Below are 22,076 nucleotides of genomic sequence, written 5' to 3' on the forward strand. Positions count from 1 at the left end.
TGAGTCTGAAGAAAAAAAACTAAATTATTTAAGCGGTTTCCAAGAGCGAAATACTTTTGGACAGCCTCCCAGATGTGGTTCACTTCACTATTCTCATGGCTACAGATTAAAATGTTGATTCATAGCCCTTTTCAACCACCCCTAAATCGCTTGCGCGGGAATCGCTTCGCTCGGAGCCCCTCCTTGGAAATGAGGGGACTTTTAAACAGCTTAGTTAACGAATTATTAATCGAACTCAGGCTATCTGTTCATTTGCCTGTCTTTTTGCTTTTGAGAAAACATTATATAAGGCCTTTCTGCTGCTTGATATTGGAATATTCATTCGCCTGTTTGACTCTCAATGGTTCTTTGTATTCATTTCTATATATTGAATATGAACACTACTTAAAACCTTCCATTATGTCTTACCGCTTCAAATTTTTAGCTACTGTTCTGATCTTTTTAATAGCCTCACCGTCTCTCTTTTCACAAGGCACTCAGCTTCTGCGCGAACCCACAATTTCTGAAAACAGCATAGTATTTGTTCACGCCTATGATCTCTGGAAAGTTCCACTGACTGGCGGTGACGCAACCCGCCTGACCAGCAATATCGGCGGGGAAATGGCGCCTCATTTTTCACCTGACGGAAGCATGGTCGCTTTTACTGGACAGTATGATGGCAACTCAGATGTTTACGTTGTGTCTGCCGATGGCGGCTCACCCGAACGCCTTACCTGGCATCCGGGTACCGATATGGTCACAGGCTGGACGCCTGAGGGAGAAATTCTGTTCCGGTCAGGCCGTGATGGTCATCCCACTCAAACCAACAGAATATGGAAGGTAAATCCGGACGGAGGCACGCCAACCGTTCTTCCGATACCGAGAGCTGCCAGCGGCGACATCTCACCTGACGGACAATACATTGCCTACAACCCTATCACGTTCTGGGATCCTGAATGGAGAAACTATCGCGGCGGACAGGCTCAGCCCATCTGGATTGTGGATCTTGAGTCGTACGAGCTCATTCAAACGCCCCGAACAGACAATGAGCGCCATACCGATCCCGCCTGGCTTGGAGATGATGTATTCTATCTTTCAGAAAGAGACTATGCCAACAACATTTGGTCGTACAATCCCGAGACGGGCGAGGAGAAACAGTGGACATTTCACGCGCAGTTTGACGCAAAGAATATTGACGCCGGTTTTGGAATGATTGTCTACGAACAGGGCGGCTACCTGCACCTGCTTGATCCGGAAACTGAAGAAACTGAACAGCTTGAAATACATGTTTCCGGAGACATGAGTTATGGGCGAACCCGATGGGAGGATCCTTCGGCAGGCAATCTGGATAATGCGGATATTTCCCCAACAGGAAAGCGCGCAGTCTTTCAATACCGGGGCGAAATCATCACGGTTCCAAAAGAGGACGGCACATGGCGCAACCTGACGAACTCCTCAGGGTCGGCAGAGCGATATCCCGTTTGGTCGCCACAGGGTGATAAAATTGCATGGTTTTCTGATCAAAGCGGTGAATACACACTCATGATTTCTGATCAGTACGGTCTTGAAGAGCCACGGATGATTGAGCTCCCCAACCCTACTTTTTACTTTCGGCCCGACTGGTCGCCTGATGGAAAGTACATCGCCTACACAGATACCGACTACAATCTTTGGTATGTAAATGTGGAATCGGGTGATGCCGAACTTGTGGATACTGACGGATATGCTCATCCAAACAGAACGATGAACCCGGTATGGTCGCCCGACAGCCAGTGGATCGCCTACGTAAAACTGCTTGATAATCAATTCAAGGCGCTTCACGTGCATAATGTGGAAACCGGCGAGACGCATCAACTTACGGATGGGATGTCGGATACCATCACGCCTGCCTGGAGCGAGGACGGGAAATATATCTGGTTCCTGGCCAGCACCGATTATGGGCTGAACACCGGCTGGCTTGATATGAGTTCGTACAATATGCCGGTAACCCGCGCACTCTATATGATTGTTCTGGCTGATGGGGAGCCTTCACCGCTACTTCCAAAAAGCGATGATGAAGTGGCTGCATCGGAAAATGAAGAGAGTGATGATGAGAGCTCAGAAACAGAAGATGAAATTTCAGTAGTAATTGATACAGAAGGCATCGCCCAGCGAACGCTTGCAGTGGGAATACCCGAGCGAAACTACACGGGACTTCTGCCCGGCCCCGGCGGCAGCGTTTTCTATACCGAAGCGGTGCCCAACGAAGGGACTAAGCTGCATAAATACGATCTCGACACGCAGGAGAGCAGTCTGTTTATGGCCGGAATAAATGAAGGTGTGGTTTCCCATGACAGGAAAAATCTGCTCTACAGAAACGGTGATACCTGGGGCATTGTAAGTACAGACACGGGGGAGAAATCGGCCGGAGACGGTGCGATCAACATTTCAGGCATCAACGTGAAGGTCAATCCCACGGAAGAGTTTACCCAGATTTTTCGGGACGGATGGCGCTTTATGCGAGACTTCCTCTACGTGGATAATATGCACGGGGCACCATGGGAAAAAGTTTATGAGTGGTACGCACCCTGGGTTGAACACGCCAAGCACCGGTCAGACCTGAACTACGTCCTCGATGTTATGAGCGGTGAAGCAGCCGTGGGACACTCCTATGTGGGCGGCGGTGACTTTCCCGATCTTGAGGACGTTCAGGCCGGACTGCTTGGAGCCGATATTTCACTTACAAAACGGCGCATACCGGATCGATAAAATTTACACGGCTGAAAGCTGGAATCCTGATCTAAGAGCACCGCTCTCCGGGCCCGGCATTGATGTGAATGAAGGGGATTACATCCTGGCCGTGAACGGGAACACCATCAACCCGGATGAAAACTTTTACAGCAATTTTGAGGGCACAGTTAACCGCCAGGTTCAGCTCTTGATTAACGATTCTCCCAATGAGGATGGCGCACGACTGGTTACGGTTGTACCAATCAGCAATGAAGGCGGTCTGCGTACCCGCGACTGGGTGGAGACGAACCGCCGTATGGTTGACGAGATGTCTGATGGTCAACTCGCCTACGTGTGGGTACCAAACACGGGTCAGGGCGGCTATCAGTATTTCAATCGCTACTACTTTGCCCAGCAGGACAAATTGGGCGCGGTGATCGACGAGCGAAATAACGGTGGCGGATCGGCTGCCGACTATATGGTTGATATTATGGCCCGCGAACTGCACGGATTCTTCAACAGTAAAGCCGGCGATCGTAAACCGTTCACCACGCCGGGTGCCGGTATCTGGGGACCTAAAGTGATGGTTATGAATGAACGCGCCGGATCAGGCGGTGACCTGCTGCCGTTTCTGTTTCGTAAGATGGAGATCGGTCCTTTGGTGGGAACCACAACCTGGGGCGGGCTCGTGGGTACCTGGGATACGCCTCCGTTCATTGACGGCGGATATTTTGTGGCACCCCGCGGCGGATTCTATAATCTTGACGGCGAATGGGATGTGGAAGGTGAAGGCATCGAGCCCGATATTGAAGTGATACAAACTCCGAAGGAGGTTATTGAGGGCCACGATCCCCAGCTGGAGCGCGCGGTGGAGGAAGCAATGCGTCTGCTCCAGAACTACGAAGATCCGATTGTGCCAACGCCGGAAGATCCCGTTCGCTGGAAACGGCCGGATAGGTTTGAGATGGATAATGATAATTAAAAGGGCTAAGAATCTAAGTAAGGTCATCCTTCGCTTCGATGACAGATTATAGAAATGGAACATGTTAAGACCTTCGAAATCCCCTCTCGAGAGGGGATAGAACCACAAAACAACGCGAAGCGTCCGTTTTGGGGTTGTACACAGGTGACGGCTTTTGCGGCACTCCGACCCATCGGAGGGTGTGTTTGTGTGGGCAAGGAACCTCAAACGGCTGTGGTTTACGATCAAAATTCCGGAACACACCCCTCGGAGTGAAGGAGCACCGTAGATGCGGCATGTTTCGAATTCTGAATTCAATCTCAATTGTAACATCGACCCATATATTCCGCACCTACGGTGCTTCCATGTTCGCGTTCGCCCTATGCCCCATGGCCAACGCTTTGCGCTGACCATGGGCTACGGACATGACGCACCTCTGGTGCTTTTTTTGCGCTGGATTATTTTTTCGTGATTACAGCTTTGCGCCCCTCAGGATTATTTCGTCGTGTTGCACTTATTACTTGAACTCAGATATTAAATAATTATAGATATCAATCTTTCGACAAGATGTTTACTTCGGATTGTGAGATAAAACGGACGAATCAGATTTCAGCAAAGCTTGAAACCAGCCCCGTTTCGGGGCGGCATATTCGTAGCCCCACAGGTTCACAACGTGAATCTGTGGGGAATAGAAAGAGGCCGATATTCACAGAAGCACCGTAGGTGCGGCATATTTCGAATTCTGAATTCAATCTCAATTGTAAAATCGACCCATATATTCCGCACCTACGGTGCTTTCATGTTCGGGTTCGCCTTTTGCCCATCGAAACAAGGTCGCGAATCAGCGATAAGAATAAACTATGCTTAAAAACGATCTAGTTATAAGATTAATTTTTTTTAATATATTTTTTATTGCTATTATATTAGTAATTAAAATTCCTTTTTGAGGTATACAAAATGGGGCAACAACAACTTTTATTGGTCATCCTGGTAACAATAGTCGTAGGTATTGCTACAATCATGGCCGCCAATGTTTTAAATGATCGAGTCACCCAAGCCAACAGGGACGCCGTTCATCAAGATCTTGCTACAGCAGCTTCCTATGTACAATCGATTTGGGAGCGTCCATTAATTATGGGAGGTGCAAACGGAGATTTTGATGAACACATGACTGAAGCTGAAATTCTACAATATTTAAATGTGCCCTCTTCAGAATATCAGCCTGGAGACGAAGATGCTTCCAATGAAAATGGTCGATACTTTGTAAGTATCAAAGGTAGTTCAGAATTAGTAATTACAGGTGAACCGAGCAGCGGACCACCAAACTTAGAAGTTACTGCAAAAAAAGAAGCAAACGGTCAATGGACATTTGAGTTTTCTGAAGCTGGAGATGACGATTCTGATTCAGATGGTGAAGTTATTCGAAGAGGGACAGACTCACAAAGGCGCGGAAGATTATAAATCCGATCAAGGGTCTCTAACTGTGTGAGTGATTGTTCGGAAAATAGCTGTTTAAGCGTCATACGCTCCAATATAGCTACACTCAGAACTTGCATCATCGTGTGTAAAGTAACGTTAAAATGGTTGGTTTTATGGCAAATTATCATGATCAAATAGGTACAGATAGCGGTCCATATCTGTGTTTTGACAGCATTGATGCTTTGCCCGTAGAACGCTTTGATTCGCAGGTTCTGTTTGATCCATTTGAAGAACAACTCTATCTGCCAGCGGCTTTTGTAATAGTCGGCAATCTGTTGGGCATCGCATTTGGTTATGTTGGTCAACAGAACTATATCCTGATTGTTCTCCTTGTCAATCAAGCGAACACGTCGCAGGGATTCCGGGTAACGATGCTTGGTCTTATTGCCTGTCAACCGGATGATTTGATCACATTGCAACCCGTCCGAGAAGTCGACCGACGAGGAGGATTTTCGATAATACTGCAGATTCTTTCTGGCCCGGATGACAAAGCGACCGCCCTGGCTGTGAAGGTGATGCAGCCGCTCGAAGTCCAGGTATCCCCGATCCATAATGTAGATGCTTCCTGCGAGAATCGGGATCATATCCAGGATATTTACATCGTGCATTTTGCCATCGGAAATATGGATAAAAGTGGGGATAGCGCCCTGCAGGTCCATCATTGTGTGAAGTTTAATGGCGGCTTTGTGTTCCCTGAACTCTGCCCACTGGAACAGCGACAGGCACAGGTCGATGGTCGAGGAGTCCAGGATTCGAATCGATTCGGTCACTTCATCTTTGCCATACAGTTTTTGTGCATGAGCGATCAATACCATAGCCAATTCCTGATATATTTCCCATGGTCGAGAAGCATTGGCATCCGAGAGTGTACTCAGTGGCACGCTTTGTTTGATGCCCATGTGATAACGACGAGTTCCGAGTGCGTTAAGGGTAGAGGTCAGATCCCGAAGGCTGTTACGAAAAGTGAGTTGCCCAAAGCACATACACAGGAATTGATCCCAGCATTTGAATTGCCGTACACGGTAATCTCCTTTGTGGTAGTTAACGATTTTTTGAAATTCGTATTTGGGAACAATATCCATAAGTTGAGAAAAAATAATCCGGCCAGTGTTCATGAAAATGTATATGATTAAGACAATTGAACTGAGTGAACACTGGCAAACTACAAGTTCAAATCGATAAAAATTTTAACAGTACTTAACTCATTGATCAGTAAATGGTTAAAAGGATTTATAAATTGCTTAACCGGACACTTACCATATAATTTTTCGGCCTGAGCAAAGAAGAATATTCTCCCTCACTTAGCTGTCTGGTTGTACTATTTCACTCCTTATCTTTCATTTCTTCTCACTTATCCCTTCCTTTTTTTTATACGTCCGGTGTTTCTTTTTGGCGTTGGGAAAGGTTGTGGTATAACGTCGGTCGTGTTTCTCAGAACCTGACATTACCCATATATTTATAATTTTAGTGTTGTGAATGCATTGAAAGCGATACACTATAGCTTTCATATTTGTAATCGAAAAATCAGGGGCAAACTATTTCTCAGAGTCTCTTAAGGGAAGATTGAATTACTGAATTTTCGACAATTTTTTAACTCAAGAAATTAGCAAACCATGAATATTCAAGATAAAACAGCCATTGTTACAGGAGCCAGCCGGGGAATTGGACTGGCTATTTCTAAAGCTCTCATCAAAGAAGGAGTAACCGTCGCGGGATGGAGCCGAACACCGCCTGATGAATTCAGTCACGATCGTTTTCACCATATCAAAACCGATCTTACAATTGAAAACTCTGTGGAGGAGGCGTTTAATAAGACAATGAACAAACTCGGCAACTCCATACCCATTCTTATCAACAATGCCGGGATGGGATACCATGGGCCAATGGAAGAGATGCCGAGCGACAAATGGCGACAGCTGTTTGACCTTAATGTCCACGGTATCTTTTATACAACGAAGCGAATCATTCCTCAAATGAAAAAGGAAAACGAGGGACACATTATAAATATCGGATCAGGTGCGGGCACAAACGGTATTGCCGGGATGAGCTGCTACTGCGGAACCAAATACGCGGTGGTGGGAATCACGGAATCACTGCACAAGGAGCTCCGCGATTTTGGCGTGAAGGTCAGCTGCCTTTCTCCGGGATCGGTGGATACCGGGTTTTCTGAATCGAAGAAAAATAAACTGCAGCCGGAGGATCTCGCTGCCTCAGTTGTCCATATGCTCAGATGCCCGAAAAATTTTCACTACACGGACATTCAAGTGCGGCCGCTTCAGCCCTGATGAGTTTCAAAAGAGCTCATGAATTCAGGCCGGTTCAACAAGTCGATGAAACGGTTTGATACAAAATTTTGAACGTATTCCACAAAATTCAAAACCAAACGTGCAGTTGAATTGAGTGTACATTATACTTGTTGAATAAGCTATCAATCAAAATTCAATCTTTATCATGAAACAGTTCAAATTTGTATCAATACTTACACTGCTTTTTTTAATGATCTCTGCTTGCGGTGAGGATACCTCCGTTGTGGAATCCGGAACCTATACAGGTACTATTCAGGAAGTGAATGCCGAAGAAACTGAGATCTACGTGAATCTTGAGGAAGGCGGAGTTATTGAGCTGTACTTTACTGACGAAACTACACTCACAAGAGATGGCGAAGATGTTCCTTTCTCCTCAATTCAGGTTGATGACCGAGTAGAAGTTACGGTTGAGAAAACCGGTCAGCGACTCGATCCTGTGAGCGTTGTACTACTCAACGAATGAACGAGCTTCCGGAGCTTTGGCGAACAGAACTATGGCACCCAATGGTAGTGCATTTCCCAATTGTACTTCTGCTGGGTGCAGCGGTTTTGAGAATTGTATCAAAATTCTTCGCTGAAGAAAAAAGAACCTTCCTTAAAAATGCAAGCCGGCTGAGTTTATATGTCGGTGTCGTTACCGCATGGATTGCGATCTACACCGGTTCACTGGCAGATGCCATTGTAGTCCGTGAACTTTGCGACCCAACCGTATTAGAGGACCACGAAAATGCGGCGTACACACTGGGAATCATATTCACCATCGCTGCACTGCTTGCATTCGATAACCTGTATGGCAAAGATGAAATGACCGAATCGATTCGAATCCTGGATTCCTCGACCATCGACCTGTGCCTGTCGCTGTTCCAGTGGGCAGAGTTTCAGCGAACACAAAGGCCGCCATCAAACTTCACACGATGATGGACCTGCAGGGCGCTATCCCCACTTTTATCCATATTTCCGACGGCAAAATGCACGATGTAAATATCCTGGATATGATCCCGATTCTCGCAGGAAGCATCTACATTATGGATCGGGGATACCTGGACTTTGAGCGGCTGCATCACCTTCACAGCCAGGGCGGTCGATTTGTCATCCGGGCCAGAAAGAATCTGCAGTATTATCGAAAATCCTCCTCGTCGGTCGACTTCTCGAACGGGTTGCAATGTGATCAGATCATCCGGTTGACAGGCAATAAGACCAAGCATCGTTACCGGAATCCCTGCGACGTGTTCGCTTGATTGACCAAGAAGAACAATCAGGATATTGTTCTGTCGACCAACATAACCAAATGCGATGATTCCGGATCTCTTTTCCTGGGATAAACTATCATTTCTCAAAAAACCATTGAAAGAGTGGATTGTCATCAGCTTGCTGTTGGCAGGCAGTGTGTATCTTGGCTACACGGCACACCTCGGGGCCAGTCTTGTCTACCAGCAGGGAGCAGCTGTTTACCAGCCAACGGAAAACTGCATCGAGTTCGAATAGGCCTACAGCGTAATGGATCTCAATTTCTTAGAAGAGGTATTGCATAAAATCGGTTTTTAGTAAATTATTAATCAACTACAAACAGGCGTTGGGGATATTTTAGACGCCGAATTTTTATTCAAAAGTGCACCACAATGCAGTTAATTGCATTTGTGAGAACTTATTATTGAACGTACTTTCCTCTACATTTTAAAGTCTAACCTTACTGCTAAATACCTGATGGCTACCCGTTGGCAACTGGATAATCCCAAGTGGCGTATTTTATTATTTGGGATACTTTTTATCGGCTTAACTGTTGCGGGTATTTACGTAGTATATAGTGCATTTGCCGATCAAAGCTTCACTTTTGATCGGCGGCTGCTTTCTCCTTCGGCAATTGCGGCAACAGTTATTCTACTTCTCATCTATTTCGCCAGCGATGGCCTTAGATTATACTATACATTACGTGCATTGGGACATGATATTAGCCTTTCTGTAATAGCCCGACTGGTATTTATTAATCTCTTTTTTTCCAACATCACCCCAATGGCAACAGGAGGTGGATTTGCTCAAATATGGTATTTGCACAAAAATGGAGTGTCGGCAGGCCATGCAACTGCAGCAACAACCATTCGAACTGTATTGGCCGTACTATTCATTTTTACGCTTACCCCCATCGGTCTGTTTACATTAGAGCCTCTCAATTCGTCATCCATTTTCAGAGATATAGGCAGCACCTTGATTCTTCTGGTGATCGTATATTTATCTTTTTTTGTAACCGTGATTTTCAGAACCCGGTGGTTAATTTATCCATCGCTTAGCTTTTTAAGACTTCTTTTCCGATTCAAAACTATAAAAGAAGAAACCTACCGGAGCTGGCATTATAAAATTCGGCGAGAAATACTGAGGTTCAGTTTTGCCTTCCGGGAATATTTTTCAGGAGGGACGCTTTGGGTTGTGTTATCAGTCGTATTTACAGTGATTTTCTTGCTAAGCCTGTTTTCATTTCCGGCCGTACTGATTTATGCTTTAGGATATGATGTAAACTATCTTACCATCATTGGATTATTGGTTGTTACAACATTTGTCATGTATTTTTCACCTACACCCGGTGCCTCCGGTATTTCGGAAGGTGTTTTTGGCTCATTTTTTAAAGATATACTTGGCAGCAATCATCTTATTCTCGTGATTGTAGCCTGGCGATTTTTAACCATATATCTTGGGATGATTATCGGAATATTCATCTTTCAAAAAACTTTATCTGAAGCTGCAAATGTAAGCAATGATGATGCGTAAACCACTCAAACTTATCTTTTATGCGATAGTATTGCTGGTAATAATGATATTGGGGTATAAGCTTTATCTAAATGTCAATGTCACTGATTTTGAAGCCAAACATACTGAGCAGATCGATGCTATTAGAAACAAGCTGGTGGGGCAAACCCAATTCAAATTTGCTGTTGTCGGTAACATCAACAATTCTATAGGAATCTTTGAAAAACAGTTGATTCCAAAAATTAACGCCTCAGATAGTCAGTTCTTAATTTCCGCCGGTAACGCCGTTTTGGATGGCGGGGTAGATAAATACCAGGCACTTGAAGGAACATTAAATCATCTCAACATTCCTTATCTGCTCACATTTGGAGAAAACGAATATGAATCGTTTGGCGGCTTTCGCTTTTATGAACATTACGGCCCCTATTATTTTAGCTTTGTAGTTGCTGATTCACGATTCATTTTTTTAGACAGTACCGGCAAAACTCCCTGGAGCTGGCAATTGCAGTGGCTCACTGAGCTTATGAAAAGTGATCAGTCCAATCACCAATTTATATTTGTTTCAAAACCCGTTCTTAAAGTACCCAATGAGTATCTGTTTGGGGACGATGATGAAGATGCAATACCTGATTCCACTCGTACAGAACTCATTGAAATCATCGAGCGATACAGTGTTGACGCCGTATTCTCTTCGGAAATTCCAACATTTAATGTTCAGAAAAGACAAGACACATATTTTGTCACCACCGGTGGAGCCGGAGGTTTGGACCTCAATACAGATCGTAGTTTTTATCATTACGTGGATGTATCCGTTTCTAAAGATAGTATTCAAATTCAACAAAAAGCTATTGACGAAGGCCAGGGACTCATTGCCCGGCAACTTGAAAATCTTTGGTTTTTCATTTACTCCTTTTTCTATGTTGGGTATTTGAATTTTTTCTTGTTGGTAGGTGTGCTCGTTTTAATTTCCATTAAACTGTACACGACCATTTATGAATCCAAAGAGTTCTACCCCATTTATGAAGTTGATCCCTCTCCATGGTTAGACAAAACCATAAGGGTGGCCATGTTTACCGACAACTACCTGCCTTTTATTGGTGGAGTACCCATTTCTATTTCCAGGCTATACAAAGGCTTAAAACAGCTTAAAAACAAGGTTCTGATCATTGCTCCGTCCTATCACAATCAATCAGAAAAAGAGGAAGATGTTTTCCGAGTCCCGTCTTTGATATCCTTTGGCAAAGAAAGTGAGTTTAGAATGGCGAATATCTTCCTCAAAAAGATTCGAAATACTGTTTATGCTTTTAAACCGGATATTATTCATGTTCACCACCCGTTCTGGATGGGGTCTTTAGGCTTGTTTATAGCTCGATGGAAAAAAATCCCAGCGGTATTTACGTATCATACCCGGCTCGAGCACTACGCCCATTTTGTACCACTCCCTACGAGATTATTTCGAAACCTTATTTCACATTTACTGATCCGAAGATTTGCCAATAAATGTGATGGCATTATTGTTCCAACCAACTCTGTTGAGAAATATCTGCACATGATAGGAGTGGAAACTCCCTGTTTTGTACAATCTACCGGTATAGAATTTGAAGAGTTCCAGCAAGTGGAACCGGAAAAAATTCAAAATCTAAAAGAATCACTGGGCATAGAAGATGAAATAGTTCTGTTAAGCGTATCGAGATTATCGGATGAAAAGAATATTGATTTTATGATTGAGGCTCTCAGTAAATTAAAAAAGAGTATTCAGCAACCGTTTACTTTTTTGATGATTGGAGACGGCCATAAAAAAGATGAATTACAAAAAAAGGTGGCTCGTTTAGGCTTATCTGAAAACGTACAGCTGGTTGGATCAGTTGATCCCGACGAGATGAAAACCTGGTATAATTTAGGTGATATTTTTCTGTTTGCTTCAAAATCGGAAACACAAGGCATGGTAATCCTTGAAGCCATGGCAGCCGGTTTGCCGGTAGTAGCTGTTAAAGCTACCGGAATAGATGATGTGGTTGAAGACGGAGTTAATGGATATAAAACACCGGAGAAGATTGCCTTATGGGCGAATAAAGTACAATTACTTATTGATGATAAGAATCACAGAAAGAAGCTGTCAGATAATGCCCGGGAGTTTTCAAGCTCCTATTCAATTAGGAAATTCGCGGATAATATAAAACAGATATACGCTACCGTACTGTCTGCACACAAACAAAATATGACAGACACAAAATCTGAATAAAGGTTCTTAAATTCTGCTTCAAAAGCTGTAGTAGAATGATATCTGCCAAATAATCATCTAATTCATTCAATAGTTCGACGAGTTGGTAAAAGAATACGAAGGCTATGGACACTCTTGAGTATTCACAAACATTTCAAGCTGAAGCATGATCATTTAAAATTCGAACTCTTTGATGAATCTTAATTGATTTTTGTACTCCAGACCTGACAGGTTTTCGGAAATCTGTCAGGTCTCTTTTGTTTAACAGCATGCTAAGAGAGACAGTTTTATAAAATATTTGTATCCAATAAATGTTATACTCATATAAAACTATGCATTCATACATATTTTATTATGAGAACGACACTTGATATCCCTAAAAAGTTGATTGACGAGGCGATGAAGGAGACCGGTGCAAAAACCAAAAGTCAGCTCATTAAAGATGCTCTTCAGGCGCAGATTGACCTGGCGAAACGAAAACGCTTGATTGCTGCCAAAGGCACCATTGATCTTGATATCGACCTGGATGAGCTGAGAGATCGCAAATAAATAATGTCAAAGTACAAAGTATTAACAGACAGTTCGGTTTGGATCAACTATTTCAAAAAAGGTGAACCCGCTATACTTGATCGCCTTATTGAAGAAGACCTGGTCTATATCAACGAAATTATTTTCACCGAGCTGGCTCCTATTCTCAAAAAACAGAATCAACTGAATGTAATTGAGAGTTTGGGCGCCTTTGAAAGGATTCCCTTAAACATAGACTGGCCAATCATTCGAGGATATCAATATTTAAATCTGAAAAACGGCCTCAATCACGTAGGGATTCCCGATTTGATTATTCTTCAGCAGGTGATAGACCAGAAGCTTACGCTCTTCAGCTTTGACAAACATTTTAAACTGATGCAAAATCATTTGAAATTCGAACTCTTTGATGAATCTTAATTGATTTTTGCAATCAGACCTTACAGATTTCAAAAACCAGTCAGGCCTTGAAACCAATTTCATTGTATATTGAATAAGAGAGTTAACCTGCTATAAACCAACTTGCTATGGCCCCGGTTCATGTCACCAAATATTCCGGCGAAACTGAAGCGTATGATGAATCAAAGCTGAGGCATTCATTAAAAAGCGCCGGAGCCGATTCAGCTCTGATCGACTACATCGCGGAGCAAATTCAGGATATGCTCTACGACGGCATCTCCACTCAAAAAATTTACAAAGAAGCATTTCGTATTCTGAAATCGGAATCTCAACGATCGGCCGGACGCTACAAACTGAAAGAAGCGCTGTTTGAACTGGGTCCATCCGGCTTCCCGTTTGAAAGATTTATTGCCGAGCTTCTGAACCGGCTGGGATATCAAACCGAAGTGGGAGTTGTGGTTCAGGGTGATTGCGTGTCGCATGAAATTGATGTCATTGCCCAGAAAGATGATTCGTATCTCCTTGTGGAGTGTAAATTCCACAATCGGAATGAGCACCGTTGCAATGTGAAAGTTCCGCTGTATATCCAATCGCGCTTCCAGGATGTTAAGCGAAACTGGAGCAGCCTGCCCGGCCATAAAAACAAAACTCACAAAGGCTGGGTTGTGACCAACACACGGTTTACATCCGATGCGGAAAAGTATGGAACCTGCATCGGGCTGGAACTGCTGAGCTGGGATTTTCCCCGAAATAACGGGATCAAGGATTTGGTGTCTCGGCTGAACCTGCACCCTGTCACCTGTCTCTCCTCGCTTACCAAAGAGGAAAAAAGCCAACTGCTAAAACATAACATCATTTTCTGCAGACAGATATGTGAAGACAAAAACCGGATGAAATCTGCCGGTATCAATCCGCGGAATGTGAACAAGATTGCCAAAGAGGCGGAAGAAATTTGTAATCACGGGAGGTAAAGATGAGTAAACATGTAAATGTTCATTTTCTGGGTGCTGCAGGTACCGTTACCGGATCAAAATTCCTTCTCGAGTTTCCCGACAAAAAAATTCTTATTGACTGCGGAATGTTTCAGGGCATTAAAAAGCTGAGAGAGCTCAATTGGCAGCAGCTTCCCATAAATGCTGAAGAGATCGACCTGGTACTGCTTACTCACGGGCATCTGGATCACAGCGGATTTCTGCCAAGGCTTGTCAATATCGGATTCAAAGGTGAGATCTGGGGTACGGCGCCCACGCTGGACATTGCCGAAATTATTCTTCGCGACAGTGCCAAAATTCAGGAAGAGGATGCCGAACGAGCCAACAAAGACGGATTCACCAAACACAAACCGGCCAAGCCTCTTTATAATCTTCTGGACGCTGATAAGGCCATTCAAAGGTTTAAACCACAAAAGCCGGAAGACTGGATTGAAATCACAGGCTCTATCCGGATTCGGTTCCGGTATGCCGGTCATATTCTCGGGGCTACATTCATCGAAATAGATGCATACGGCAAACGATTTCTATTCTCGGGCGACGTGGGACGTAAAGGCGATCTGCTTCTCAGGGATCCGGAAAAGCCGGACCGGGCAGACGTTCTGTTTCTGGAAAGCACCTATGGCGACCGCCTCCATTCCAAAGAAGATATGACGGACAAGCTGGAGTCTGTGATTCATGCAACCCTGGAAAAGAACGGCACGCTGATTATCCCGAGTTTTGCCGTGGAGCGTGCACAGCTTTTGATGTATATGATCTGGCAGCTGACATCTCAAGGTAAAATTCCCAAATCTCTTCCCGTTATACTCGACAGCCCGATGGGAACCAACGCACTGGCTGTATTCAGAAAACACCACGAATGGCACAAGCTCACCGACCAAGACACCATCCGGATGTCGGAAAGATTTCACGTGGTTCAGTCCTATGCTGAAACTTGGGAGATTATCGACAACCCGGCTCCCAAAATCATAATTGCGGGCAGCGGCATGGTGACAGGCGGGCGGGTGCTCACCTACCTGCAGAAATATCTTGGAAGAGAGAGTACAACGGTTTTACTTGCCGGTTACCAGGCGGAGGGAACCCGCGGACGACAACTTCTTGACGGTGCCGACGAAATCAAGTTTTATGGTAAATACGTCCCGGTAAAAGCCGGCATTGATATCCTTGACGGCCTTTCGGCTCATGCCGACAAAAACGAGCTGATTGAATGGTTATCTGATATTCAAAAATCACCGGAACAACTATTTCTGGTTCACGGTGAACCTCAGGCGCTGGATGCGCTGCGAGTAAAATTGAAAGATTCCCTTGGCTGGCTGGCTACAATTCCGGAGCTATATAATATTAAAGAAATTCCGCTGGACGAATAACGTTTTCCAATTTAATCTTGTTGATTACATAAAGAGGCAGTAACTAATTTTAACTAAAACAACTTTCAGCCATGAGCTACTACATATCAACCACCTTTAAAGGCACATTTGATGAGGCCATTCAAAAAACAACAGAAGAGCTAAAGAAAGAAGGCTTTGGTGTACTGACTGAAATTGATGTTAAAGATACACTGAAAAAGAAACTGGACATTGATTTTAAAAAATACCGTATCCTTGGAGCATGTAACCCTAATATGGCTCATAAAGCATTGACGACCGAAGATAAAATCGGTACTATGCTTCCGTGCAATGTCATCGTGGAAGAACACGAAGATGGAACCGTTGAAGTATCTGCCGTTGATCCGCTCGCATCCATGCAGGTTGTGGAGAATAGCGATCTAAAGTCGATAGCCAAACAAGTAACAAGTATGCTCACAAAAGTTATTCAGTCGATATGAAAAATAAACTGTTTTATATAATTACCGCTCTGATACTATTAGCGTCTGTTACATTTTGGATCTATATGTTCCAATCATCCGGTAGTGAATTATCAGAACCGGACACACCCGATTATTTTGACGGATCTTTTGAACTGACGATGTATCACGCCGAAGGTTGTGGGTGCTGTGTTGAGTGGGCAAAATATCTCGAAAATAATGGGGTGCAGGTAAAATCCGAGATGGTTGCAGATCTGCATGAAGTGAAACGCGAAAAAGGCGTACCCGGTCAGCTCAGCTCATGTCATACTGCCGTTGCCGATGGATATATTATTGAAGGACATGTTCCGATTGAGGATATTCGAAGATTGCTGGCAGAACGTCCGGCTGTGATCGGTGTATCTGTTCCCGGCATGCCGCCAAACTCACCCGGCATGGATCAGCCTGTTGAGAACACCTATCAATCCGTGATTTTTGATGAGGAGAGCATGTATATCTACAATACTCATAATTGATCGCTCTTTTTAATCTGACCGGCCGGAGAAAGCCAATCTCTATTTCTCCGGCTTTTACTGAGTTTTAAAAAAAATCTTTCACTCTTCGTTTCTGGCTCTGAAATAGAAAAATCCTCCCGTCAAGAATACAAGTACTCCAATCCAAGGTCCCCAGCTTACCGTAAGTGTAGCGTCTGCAACATCTGCAAATCCTGTATAGATTGTGAATATTAAGCCCGAAAGCAAAAGTACGATTCCAAATACTTTCATATTATCTCCTTGTTTTATTGATGTAAAGTTAGCCTGCTTGCTTTCAATAAATCTACTACTTAATGTTGAATTTTCTAATTCTATCCAATTTTGGTTAAAAAGGTAAAAATATATTTATGTTCTGTAAGCGGTTTTCCAATCCGAAAACCCATAATCTACTTTTTATCAATAAGTTAGGGTAAAATCTTAACTCCTTCTTCATCTAAATTTTGTATTTAATAGTATGCTTAAATAACAGATAAACTAAAGCTGATAAGACATGAGTAAAAAAACATTCGACTTGAAAAAACACGAAATTGACGTAGAGACTATTTTCAGAAATCCTGCTCCCGGCAAATTTTATGAAGACGCAATCAAATACGATCCGGGTTCAGTAATAACCGACAACGGTGCCCTGGTTGTTCGATCGGGTAAACGTACAGGCCGAAGTCCTGCCGACAAGAGAGTCGTAAAAACAAAAGATATGAACGAAGATATCTGGTGGGGAGATATCAACATCCCATTGGATGAACACACCTACAAAATCAACCACCGCAGAGCGGTTGATTACTTGAATACCCGCGAACGTCTATATGTAATTGATGGGTTTGCAGGATGGGATCCAAAGTATCGCCTGAAAGTGAGAATTATCGCAGAGCGACCTTATCACGGATTGTTTATGCAGAATATGCTGATCCGTCCGACAAAGGAAGAACTCGCTGAATTTGGCGAACCGGATTTTGTGGTTTACAACGCCGGTAAATTCCCGGCCAACACCTTCACCGAAGGGATGACCTCAGATGCCAGTGTGGATGTAAACTTCGAGACAAACTCCATGGTAATTTTGGGTACCGAGTATGCCGGTGAAATGAAAAAAGGCATCTTTACCGTAATGCACTATCTGATGCCGAAAAGAGATGTTCTGTCTATGCACTGCTCCGCTAACGAAGGAGACGATGAAGATGTGGCTCTTTTCTTCGGACTTTCAGGAACCGGAAAAACCACACTTTCTGCAGACCACCGACGAAAGTTGATTGGGGATGACGAACACTGCTGGAGTGAAGATGGCGTGTTTAATATTGAAGGCGGTTGTTATGCGAAAACCATTAACCTGACTGAAGAGCAGGAGCCTGAAATTTTCAGTGCCATCAAATACGGTACGGTTCTGGAAAATGTCGTATACGATCCCGACACCCGTAAAGTAGACTACACAGATACAAGTATAACACAGAATACTCGCGCAAGTTATCCGATTGAGTATATCTCAAATGCTAAAATTCCGTGTGAAGCGGGTCATCCGGAAAACATCATCTTCCTGACTTATGATGCCTTTGGCGTTTTGCCTCCGGTAAGTAAGCTTACACCCGAACAGGCGATGTATCACTTCATCAGCGGATATACGGCAAAAGTAGCCGGTACCGAAGTGGGTGTTACAGAACCTCAAGCTACATTTTCTGCATGCTTTGGAGCCGCATTTCTCGTCTGGCCACCGGCTCGATACGCTGAGATGCTCGCCGAAAAAATGAAAAAGCACGGAGCAAAAGCGTGGCTGGTAAATACCGGATTAACAGGCGGAGCCTACGGCACCGGTAAACGGATTGACCTGAAGAGCACACGTGCTATCATTGACGCAATCCACTCCGGCAAACTGGACGGCGTTGAAACGGTACAGGATGATGTATTTGGAGTTCAAATTCCGAAAGCATGCCCGAACGTTTCATCTGAGATCCTTATTCCCAAAAACACTTGGGACGATCCGAGCGCTTATGACGCGCAGGCTAAAAAGCTTGGCTCTCTTTTCAACAAAAACTTTGAAAAGTATAAAGCTGACAGCAGCGTAGAGATCATTAAGGCCGGACCTAATGTTTAATTTTTGATTAAAACGAATTTCTTCGTTCAATCAGACCGGGCAGTGGATCTAGAGAGCACAGGCTAGATTTACTGCACCGGTTTTTTTATGAGAATGCTTACCTTACAACCAATACAGAAACCTTATCCGACTGTATCATATGAAATCCTTTTACGCACTGTTTGCGTTAATTCTGGTCATCTCTGTTGGCTGTAGCCCTTCTGAAAAAGAACAGGCTCAACAGGAAGAACGCCGCCGGCAAATGCAAGCACAGTTTGTACAATCAAATCAGAAGTTTGATGATCAGATAAGCATCGTTCTGGATCACTATTTTGACCTAAAGGACGCACTGGTTGAATCTGATGCTGAAACTGCCAAAGTACACTCCAACTCACTAATGAGTGAAGCAGAAAGAGTTGACCCGGAAGGGCTTAATCAGGAGAGTCTTGCCCTATGGATTTCCTATAAAGAGATTATTGAAAACGGTTCGAATGAACTCCTCAAGGAAGATGACGTGGATGACCAGCGATATCACTTTGAGTTTATTTCGGAAGCGATGATCGAAATGATAAAAACGTTTCGGCCGGTTGGGTACACCATATACCATCAAAGCTGTCCGATGGTCCGTGGCGGTTCTGCCGACTGGCTTAGCCGCGAAGAGCAGATTGCCAATCCCTATCACGGCGACCGAATGATGCGGTGCGGTGAAATTATTGAAAGAATTTGATGATTCATTTTTCCCTGAGCTAATCGCTACTTACTGCATTTCTTTTCTGTGGTTAATTACGTTAATTGATAAAAATACCTATCAATCTTTTAACGAGACAGAGTCATGGAAAAGAAAATTCTTAGCTACGAAAATGAAGAGATCAAGGTAACCTACGATCTAAAGCGCTGCATCCACGCGGCCGAATGTGTGAAGGGGCTTCCCAATGTATTTGACCCCGACAAAAACCCGTGGATTCAACCCGAGAATGACTCTGCAGAAAACATTGCCGAAACGATTGAAAAATGTCCTACCGGAGCTCTTCATTACAGCTTGAAGAAGTCTGATCGCACAGAAAAACCTTCCTCTAAAAATCGTATCAAACTCACTGCGAACGGACCGGTTTACTTTTATGGAGATTTGGAAGTTCAGGATCACGAAGGAAATACCGTGCTAGCCGATACCCGCTTTGCCCTCTGCCGGTGCGGAGCTTCCGGAAACAAACCCGCCTGCGACAATTCTCATGAAAAGATCGACTGGAAAGCAGATACAAATGCCAACAAAGAGAAAATGCCTCCAATCGAAAAGGAGAAGCATGACAAGCTGCTGATCAAACTGATGAAAAACGGTCCTGCCATCCTGGAAGGAAGTTATACCATGGAATCAGAAGAATTAGGAGAACGCACATCCGATAAAGGAGTTGCTCTTTGCCGTTGCGGCGGGTCATCCACCAAGCCTTTCTGTGACGGAACCCATAAAGAGATTGGGTTTGAGGGATGAGTTGGTTCACCGCAGAGACGCGGTGAGCGCTAAGGGTATTTATCATATTGCGTACCTAACGGCACGCTGATCATGGTGTGGTTTTCATTCCGAGTTCTACCCATATTTTGTCCCTAGCGGGACAACAGATAATCCCGAAAAATTGATAGACAAATGAGATTTCAGGAATACTAATTCCGCAGTTCTAGGAAAAATACCAACATATTTAAATGTACCCTAGCGTCTGGTAAACAAGATTCGTAACTAGGCATTGTAATAATGGTAGACATCATTATCATATTGTTTAAGACATAAGTCCACGTGCCGTTAGGTACGTAACATGGGTAGAAACACGAGGGAAATTCGACTCAAAAGTCCCGGAGGGACGACACAAAAGAGGATTTAACAATCAAAATAGAGGGAGAACAAAATGGCCAACACCTATACACAAATCCACATCCACACTATATTTGCTGTTCAAAACCGACAGAGCTTAATTCGCAACGATTGGTGTGATGATCTTTACAAATACATTACAGGAATTGTGCAAAATCATAATCACAAGGTGCTTCAAATCAACGGCATGCCGGATCATGTTCACTTACTGCTTGGATTTCGTCCTACCCAAAGCCTATCCGAATTGATGAAATATGTAAAACAAGATTCGACCAAATGGATTAATCAAAACGCATTTGTCAATGGGAGGTTTTCGTGGCAAGAAGGATATGGGGCTTTCTCACATTCACGAGCTCAGGTTCCGCAAGTGGTCAAATACATTCAGAACCAGGAAGAACATCATAAAAAGAGAAGTTTCCGAGAAGAGTATCTCGATCTTCTTGAAAAATTCGAAGTTGATTATGATGAGCGATTCATTTTTAAGCCCGTAACATGATTGTGTTTCGTACCTAACGGCACGCTGATCATGGTGTGGTTTTCATTCCGAGTTCTACCCATATTTTGTCCCTAGCGGGACAATATTAAATCCCGACAAATTAGTTGATCTATTTTTTGCACTCAATCCTCCCGTGCCGTTAGGTACGGCATATGGGTAGAAATACAAGAGAAATTTTTGATAGTAGTACCTATATCTTCTTGAGAAATTTGAGGTCGGATTTGATGAACTGTACACATTAAAATCGTCGCCTTGGCTATATTGCGTACCTAACGGCACGCTTATCATAATGTGGTTTTTATTCCGAGTTCTACCCATATTTTGTCCCTAGCGGGACAAGATTGTAATAGCAGTTTTTGTAGACATATTTAGTTGTAAGCAAAGCCACGTGCCGTTAGGTACGTAACATGGGTGGAAACACGAGAGAAATTCGCTCAAAAGTCCCGGAGGGACGACACATATAAAGAAAATTTATCCTACTCCTTAGCTCCCGTGCCGTAGATATGAAACATGACGCTGCCCGGTTGTATCTAAAACCGTTTATAATTCTTCTTATCTTCAATTTTGTTTTCAATATTACCTTATCAACTGTAATCGGGATCTTTTAAAACATACTCCATGACATCAAAATCCCTTCTCATTTCCGGCTCTATCTTCATGGCTCTTGCCGTTGCTTTTGGTGCATTTGGGGCACACATAGTTCAGGATATGCTCACACCGGAACGCTTTCAGGTCTATCAAACCGGGGTTGAATACCACTTCTACCACGCCATGGGACTTCTCTTGCTCGGTGCTGTCTCCTATCATATTCAAGACTCAAAATGGATTGGCCGGAGCGGTATCGCTTTTATAGCCGGTATCATCATCTTCTCGGGAAGCCTCTATATCCTGACACTCACGGATACCGGCTGGCTGGGTGCCGTTACTCCATTGGGCGGTGTCGCTTTTATTTTGGGATGGATATTTCTGGCAATTGGAACTGCAAAGGATACCGGATAATAAGGGGCACATTTTTT

The 22,076-nt window shown here is 43.9% G+C and carries 21 protein-coding genes and 1 pseudogene; 20 read left to right on the forward strand and 2 right to left on the reverse strand.

The genetic code is table 11. From position 1 onward, the window contains the following. The first annotated feature begins 399 nt into the window (after positions 1-399). Both U5K35_RS05360 and U5K35_RS05370 read left to right on the forward strand, forming a co-directional pair. A pseudogene (locus U5K35_RS05360) lies at positions 400-3,670 on the forward strand (S41 family peptidase). A gap of 936 nt (positions 3,671-4,606) precedes the next feature. Next, on the forward strand, positions 4,607-5,110 hold the full coding sequence (locus U5K35_RS05370) for a hypothetical protein (protein ID WP_322570440.1): 504 nt from the start codon (positions 4,607-4,609) through the stop codon (positions 5,108-5,110). Here the strand turns inward: U5K35_RS05370 and U5K35_RS05375 are convergent. Continuing rightward, positions 5,008-6,243 (reverse strand): IS4 family transposase, encoded by a 1,236-nt coding sequence (locus U5K35_RS05375; RefSeq protein ID WP_416221583.1) that lies wholly within the window; start codon positions 6,241-6,243, stop codon positions 5,008-5,010. The two genes, U5K35_RS05370 and U5K35_RS05375, sit on opposite strands and share 103 nt — an antisense overlap. Before the next feature lie 498 nt (positions 6,244-6,741). On the opposite strand from U5K35_RS05375, the gene U5K35_RS05380 reads away from it, so the two are divergent. From U5K35_RS05380 to U5K35_RS05440, 13 genes are all read left to right on the forward strand, one after another. Further along, positions 6,742-7,413: an SDR family oxidoreductase gene (locus tag U5K35_RS05380; RefSeq protein WP_322570441.1), complete on the forward strand. Its 672-nt coding sequence runs from the start codon at positions 6,742-6,744 to the stop codon at positions 7,411-7,413. A 166-nt stretch (positions 7,414-7,579) separates the two neighbouring features. Next, positions 7,580-7,897 (forward strand): hypothetical protein, encoded by a 318-nt coding sequence (locus tag U5K35_RS05385; protein WP_322570442.1) that lies wholly within the window; start codon positions 7,580-7,582, stop codon positions 7,895-7,897. 41 nt (positions 7,898-7,938) lie between these two features. Then, positions 7,939-8,352, forward strand: coding sequence for a DUF2231 domain-containing protein (locus U5K35_RS05390; RefSeq protein WP_322570443.1), 414 nt, complete (start codon positions 7,939-7,941; stop codon positions 8,350-8,352). After that, positions 8,349-8,672, forward strand: coding sequence for a transposase (locus U5K35_RS05395; RefSeq protein WP_322570444.1), 324 nt, complete (start codon positions 8,349-8,351; stop codon positions 8,670-8,672). The genes U5K35_RS05390 and U5K35_RS05395 overlap by 4 nt, the downstream gene beginning before the upstream one ends. Before the next feature lie 55 nt (positions 8,673-8,727). Continuing rightward, a complete protein-coding gene (locus tag U5K35_RS05400) occupies positions 8,728-8,919 on the forward strand; it encodes a hypothetical protein (RefSeq protein ID WP_322570445.1) in 192 nt (63 codons plus the stop codon). Positions 8,920-9,138: 219 nt separating this feature from the next. Next, positions 9,139-10,194: a lysylphosphatidylglycerol synthase transmembrane domain-containing protein gene (locus U5K35_RS05405; RefSeq protein ID WP_322570446.1), complete on the forward strand. Its 1,056-nt coding sequence runs from the start codon at positions 9,139-9,141 to the stop codon at positions 10,192-10,194. Further along, positions 10,181-12,415, forward strand: coding sequence for a glycosyltransferase (locus U5K35_RS05410; protein WP_322570447.1), 2,235 nt, complete (start codon positions 10,181-10,183; stop codon positions 12,413-12,415). Before U5K35_RS05405 ends, U5K35_RS05410 begins: the two co-directional genes overlap by 14 nt. Before the next feature lie 333 nt (positions 12,416-12,748). Beyond that, positions 12,749-12,943 (forward strand): type II toxin-antitoxin system VapB family antitoxin, encoded by a 195-nt coding sequence (locus tag U5K35_RS05415; protein WP_322570448.1) that lies wholly within the window; start codon positions 12,749-12,751, stop codon positions 12,941-12,943. Between the two features lie 3 nt (positions 12,944-12,946). Continuing rightward, positions 12,947-13,339 (forward strand): PIN domain-containing protein, encoded by a 393-nt coding sequence (locus U5K35_RS05420; RefSeq protein ID WP_322570449.1) that lies wholly within the window; start codon positions 12,947-12,949, stop codon positions 13,337-13,339. Between the two features lie 107 nt (positions 13,340-13,446). Next, positions 13,447-14,289 carry a restriction endonuclease gene (locus U5K35_RS05425; protein WP_322570450.1) on the forward strand — a complete coding sequence of 281 codons (843 nt, stop codon included), beginning with the start codon at positions 13,447-13,449 and terminating at the stop codon, positions 14,287-14,289. Positions 14,290-14,291: 2 nt separating this feature from the next. Further along, positions 14,292-15,674, forward strand: a complete 1,383-nt coding sequence (locus tag U5K35_RS05430; RefSeq protein WP_322570451.1) for an MBL fold metallo-hydrolase — start codon at positions 14,292-14,294, stop codon at positions 15,672-15,674. Positions 15,675-15,745: 71 nt separating this feature from the next. Then, the gene (locus tag U5K35_RS05435; protein ID WP_322570452.1) at positions 15,746-16,132 is read left to right on the forward strand and encodes a DUF302 domain-containing protein; all 387 of its coding nucleotides are present in this window, start codon (positions 15,746-15,748) and stop codon (positions 16,130-16,132) included. Next, positions 16,129-16,626 carry a DUF411 domain-containing protein gene (locus tag U5K35_RS05440; protein WP_322570453.1) on the forward strand — a complete coding sequence of 166 codons (498 nt, stop codon included), beginning with the start codon at positions 16,129-16,131 and terminating at the stop codon, positions 16,624-16,626. Before U5K35_RS05435 ends, U5K35_RS05440 begins: the two co-directional genes overlap by 4 nt. A gap of 78 nt (positions 16,627-16,704) precedes the next feature. Here the strand turns inward: U5K35_RS05440 and U5K35_RS05445 are convergent, their stop codons facing one another. Then, positions 16,705-16,875, reverse strand: coding sequence for a hypothetical protein (locus tag U5K35_RS05445; RefSeq protein WP_322570454.1), 171 nt, complete (start codon positions 16,873-16,875; stop codon positions 16,705-16,707). A 259-nt stretch (positions 16,876-17,134) separates the two neighbouring features. On the opposite strand from U5K35_RS05445, the gene pckA reads away from it, so the two are divergent. From pckA to U5K35_RS05470, 5 genes are all read left to right on the forward strand, one after another. Then, positions 17,135-18,724: a phosphoenolpyruvate carboxykinase (ATP) gene (gene pckA, locus U5K35_RS05450; RefSeq protein ID WP_322570455.1), complete on the forward strand. Its 1,590-nt coding sequence runs from the start codon at positions 17,135-17,137 to the stop codon at positions 18,722-18,724. 139 nt (positions 18,725-18,863) lie between these two features. Then, positions 18,864-19,430, forward strand: a complete 567-nt coding sequence (locus tag U5K35_RS05455) for a DUF3347 domain-containing protein (RefSeq protein ID WP_322570456.1) — start codon at positions 18,864-18,866, stop codon at positions 19,428-19,430. 105 nt (positions 19,431-19,535) lie between these two features. Further along, on the forward strand, positions 19,536-20,189 hold the full coding sequence (locus tag U5K35_RS05460) for a CDGSH iron-sulfur domain-containing protein (protein WP_322570457.1): 654 nt from the start codon (positions 19,536-19,538) through the stop codon (positions 20,187-20,189). A 409-nt stretch (positions 20,190-20,598) separates the two neighbouring features. Then, a complete protein-coding gene (gene tnpA, locus U5K35_RS05465) occupies positions 20,599-21,060 on the forward strand; it encodes an IS200/IS605 family transposase (RefSeq protein ID WP_322570458.1) in 462 nt (153 codons plus the stop codon). A 618-nt stretch (positions 21,061-21,678) separates the two neighbouring features. Next, on the forward strand, positions 21,679-22,059 hold the full coding sequence (locus U5K35_RS05470) for a DUF423 domain-containing protein (RefSeq protein ID WP_322570459.1): 381 nt from the start codon (positions 21,679-21,681) through the stop codon (positions 22,057-22,059). Positions 22,060-22,076: the final 17 nt, after the last annotated feature.

The sequence above is a fragment of the Rhodohalobacter sp. genome, assembly GCF_034521535.1.
GTDB lineage: Bacteria > Bacteroidota > Rhodothermia > Balneolales > Balneolaceae > Rhodohalobacter.

What these genes read in the sequence shown, in the direction of transcription:
- U5K35_RS05455 (WP_322570456.1), top strand. Translation starts at nt 18,864, where the DNA reads ATGAAATCCTTTTACGCACTGTTTGCGTTAATTCTGGTCATCTCTGTT.
- U5K35_RS05400 (WP_322570445.1), top strand. Translation starts at nt 8,728, where the DNA reads ATGATTCCGGATCTCTTTTCCTGGGATAAACTATCATTTCTCAAAAAA.
- U5K35_RS05375 (WP_416221583.1), bottom strand. Translation starts at nt 6,243, where the DNA reads ATGAACACTGGCCGGATTATTTTTTCTCAACTTATGGATATTGTTCCC.
- U5K35_RS05425 (WP_322570450.1), top strand. Translation starts at nt 13,447, where the DNA reads ATGGCCCCGGTTCATGTCACCAAATATTCCGGCGAAACTGAAGCGTAT.
- U5K35_RS05430 (WP_322570451.1), top strand. Translation starts at nt 14,292, where the DNA reads ATGAGTAAACATGTAAATGTTCATTTTCTGGGTGCTGCAGGTACCGTT.
- U5K35_RS05435 (WP_322570452.1), top strand. Translation starts at nt 15,746, where the DNA reads ATGAGCTACTACATATCAACCACCTTTAAAGGCACATTTGATGAGGCC.
- U5K35_RS05415 (WP_322570448.1), top strand. Translation starts at nt 12,749, where the DNA reads ATGAGAACGACACTTGATATCCCTAAAAAGTTGATTGACGAGGCGATG.
- U5K35_RS05380 (WP_322570441.1), top strand. Translation starts at nt 6,742, where the DNA reads ATGAATATTCAAGATAAAACAGCCATTGTTACAGGAGCCAGCCGGGGA.
- U5K35_RS05420 (WP_322570449.1), top strand. Translation starts at nt 12,947, where the DNA reads ATGTCAAAGTACAAAGTATTAACAGACAGTTCGGTTTGGATCAACTAT.
- pckA (WP_322570455.1), top strand. Translation starts at nt 17,135, where the DNA reads ATGAGTAAAAAAACATTCGACTTGAAAAAACACGAAATTGACGTAGAG.
- U5K35_RS05460 (WP_322570457.1), top strand. Translation starts at nt 19,536, where the DNA reads ATGGAAAAGAAAATTCTTAGCTACGAAAATGAAGAGATCAAGGTAACC.
- U5K35_RS05410 (WP_322570447.1), top strand. Translation starts at nt 10,181, where the DNA reads ATGATGATGCGTAAACCACTCAAACTTATCTTTTATGCGATAGTATTG.
- U5K35_RS05445 (WP_322570454.1), bottom strand. Translation starts at nt 16,875, where the DNA reads ATGAAAGTATTTGGAATCGTACTTTTGCTTTCGGGCTTAATATTCACA.
- U5K35_RS05370 (WP_322570440.1), top strand. Translation starts at nt 4,607, where the DNA reads ATGGGGCAACAACAACTTTTATTGGTCATCCTGGTAACAATAGTCGTA.
- U5K35_RS05390 (WP_322570443.1), top strand. Translation starts at nt 7,939, where the DNA reads ATGGTAGTGCATTTCCCAATTGTACTTCTGCTGGGTGCAGCGGTTTTG.
- U5K35_RS05470 (WP_322570459.1), top strand. Translation starts at nt 21,679, where the DNA reads ATGACATCAAAATCCCTTCTCATTTCCGGCTCTATCTTCATGGCTCTT.
- U5K35_RS05385 (WP_322570442.1), top strand. Translation starts at nt 7,580, where the DNA reads ATGAAACAGTTCAAATTTGTATCAATACTTACACTGCTTTTTTTAATG.
- tnpA (WP_322570458.1), top strand. Translation starts at nt 20,599, where the DNA reads ATGGCCAACACCTATACACAAATCCACATCCACACTATATTTGCTGTT.
- U5K35_RS05440 (WP_322570453.1), top strand. Translation starts at nt 16,129, where the DNA reads ATGAAAAATAAACTGTTTTATATAATTACCGCTCTGATACTATTAGCG.
- U5K35_RS05405 (WP_322570446.1), top strand. Translation starts at nt 9,139, where the DNA reads ATGGCTACCCGTTGGCAACTGGATAATCCCAAGTGGCGTATTTTATTA.
- U5K35_RS05395 (WP_322570444.1), top strand. Translation starts at nt 8,349, where the DNA reads ATGATGGACCTGCAGGGCGCTATCCCCACTTTTATCCATATTTCCGAC.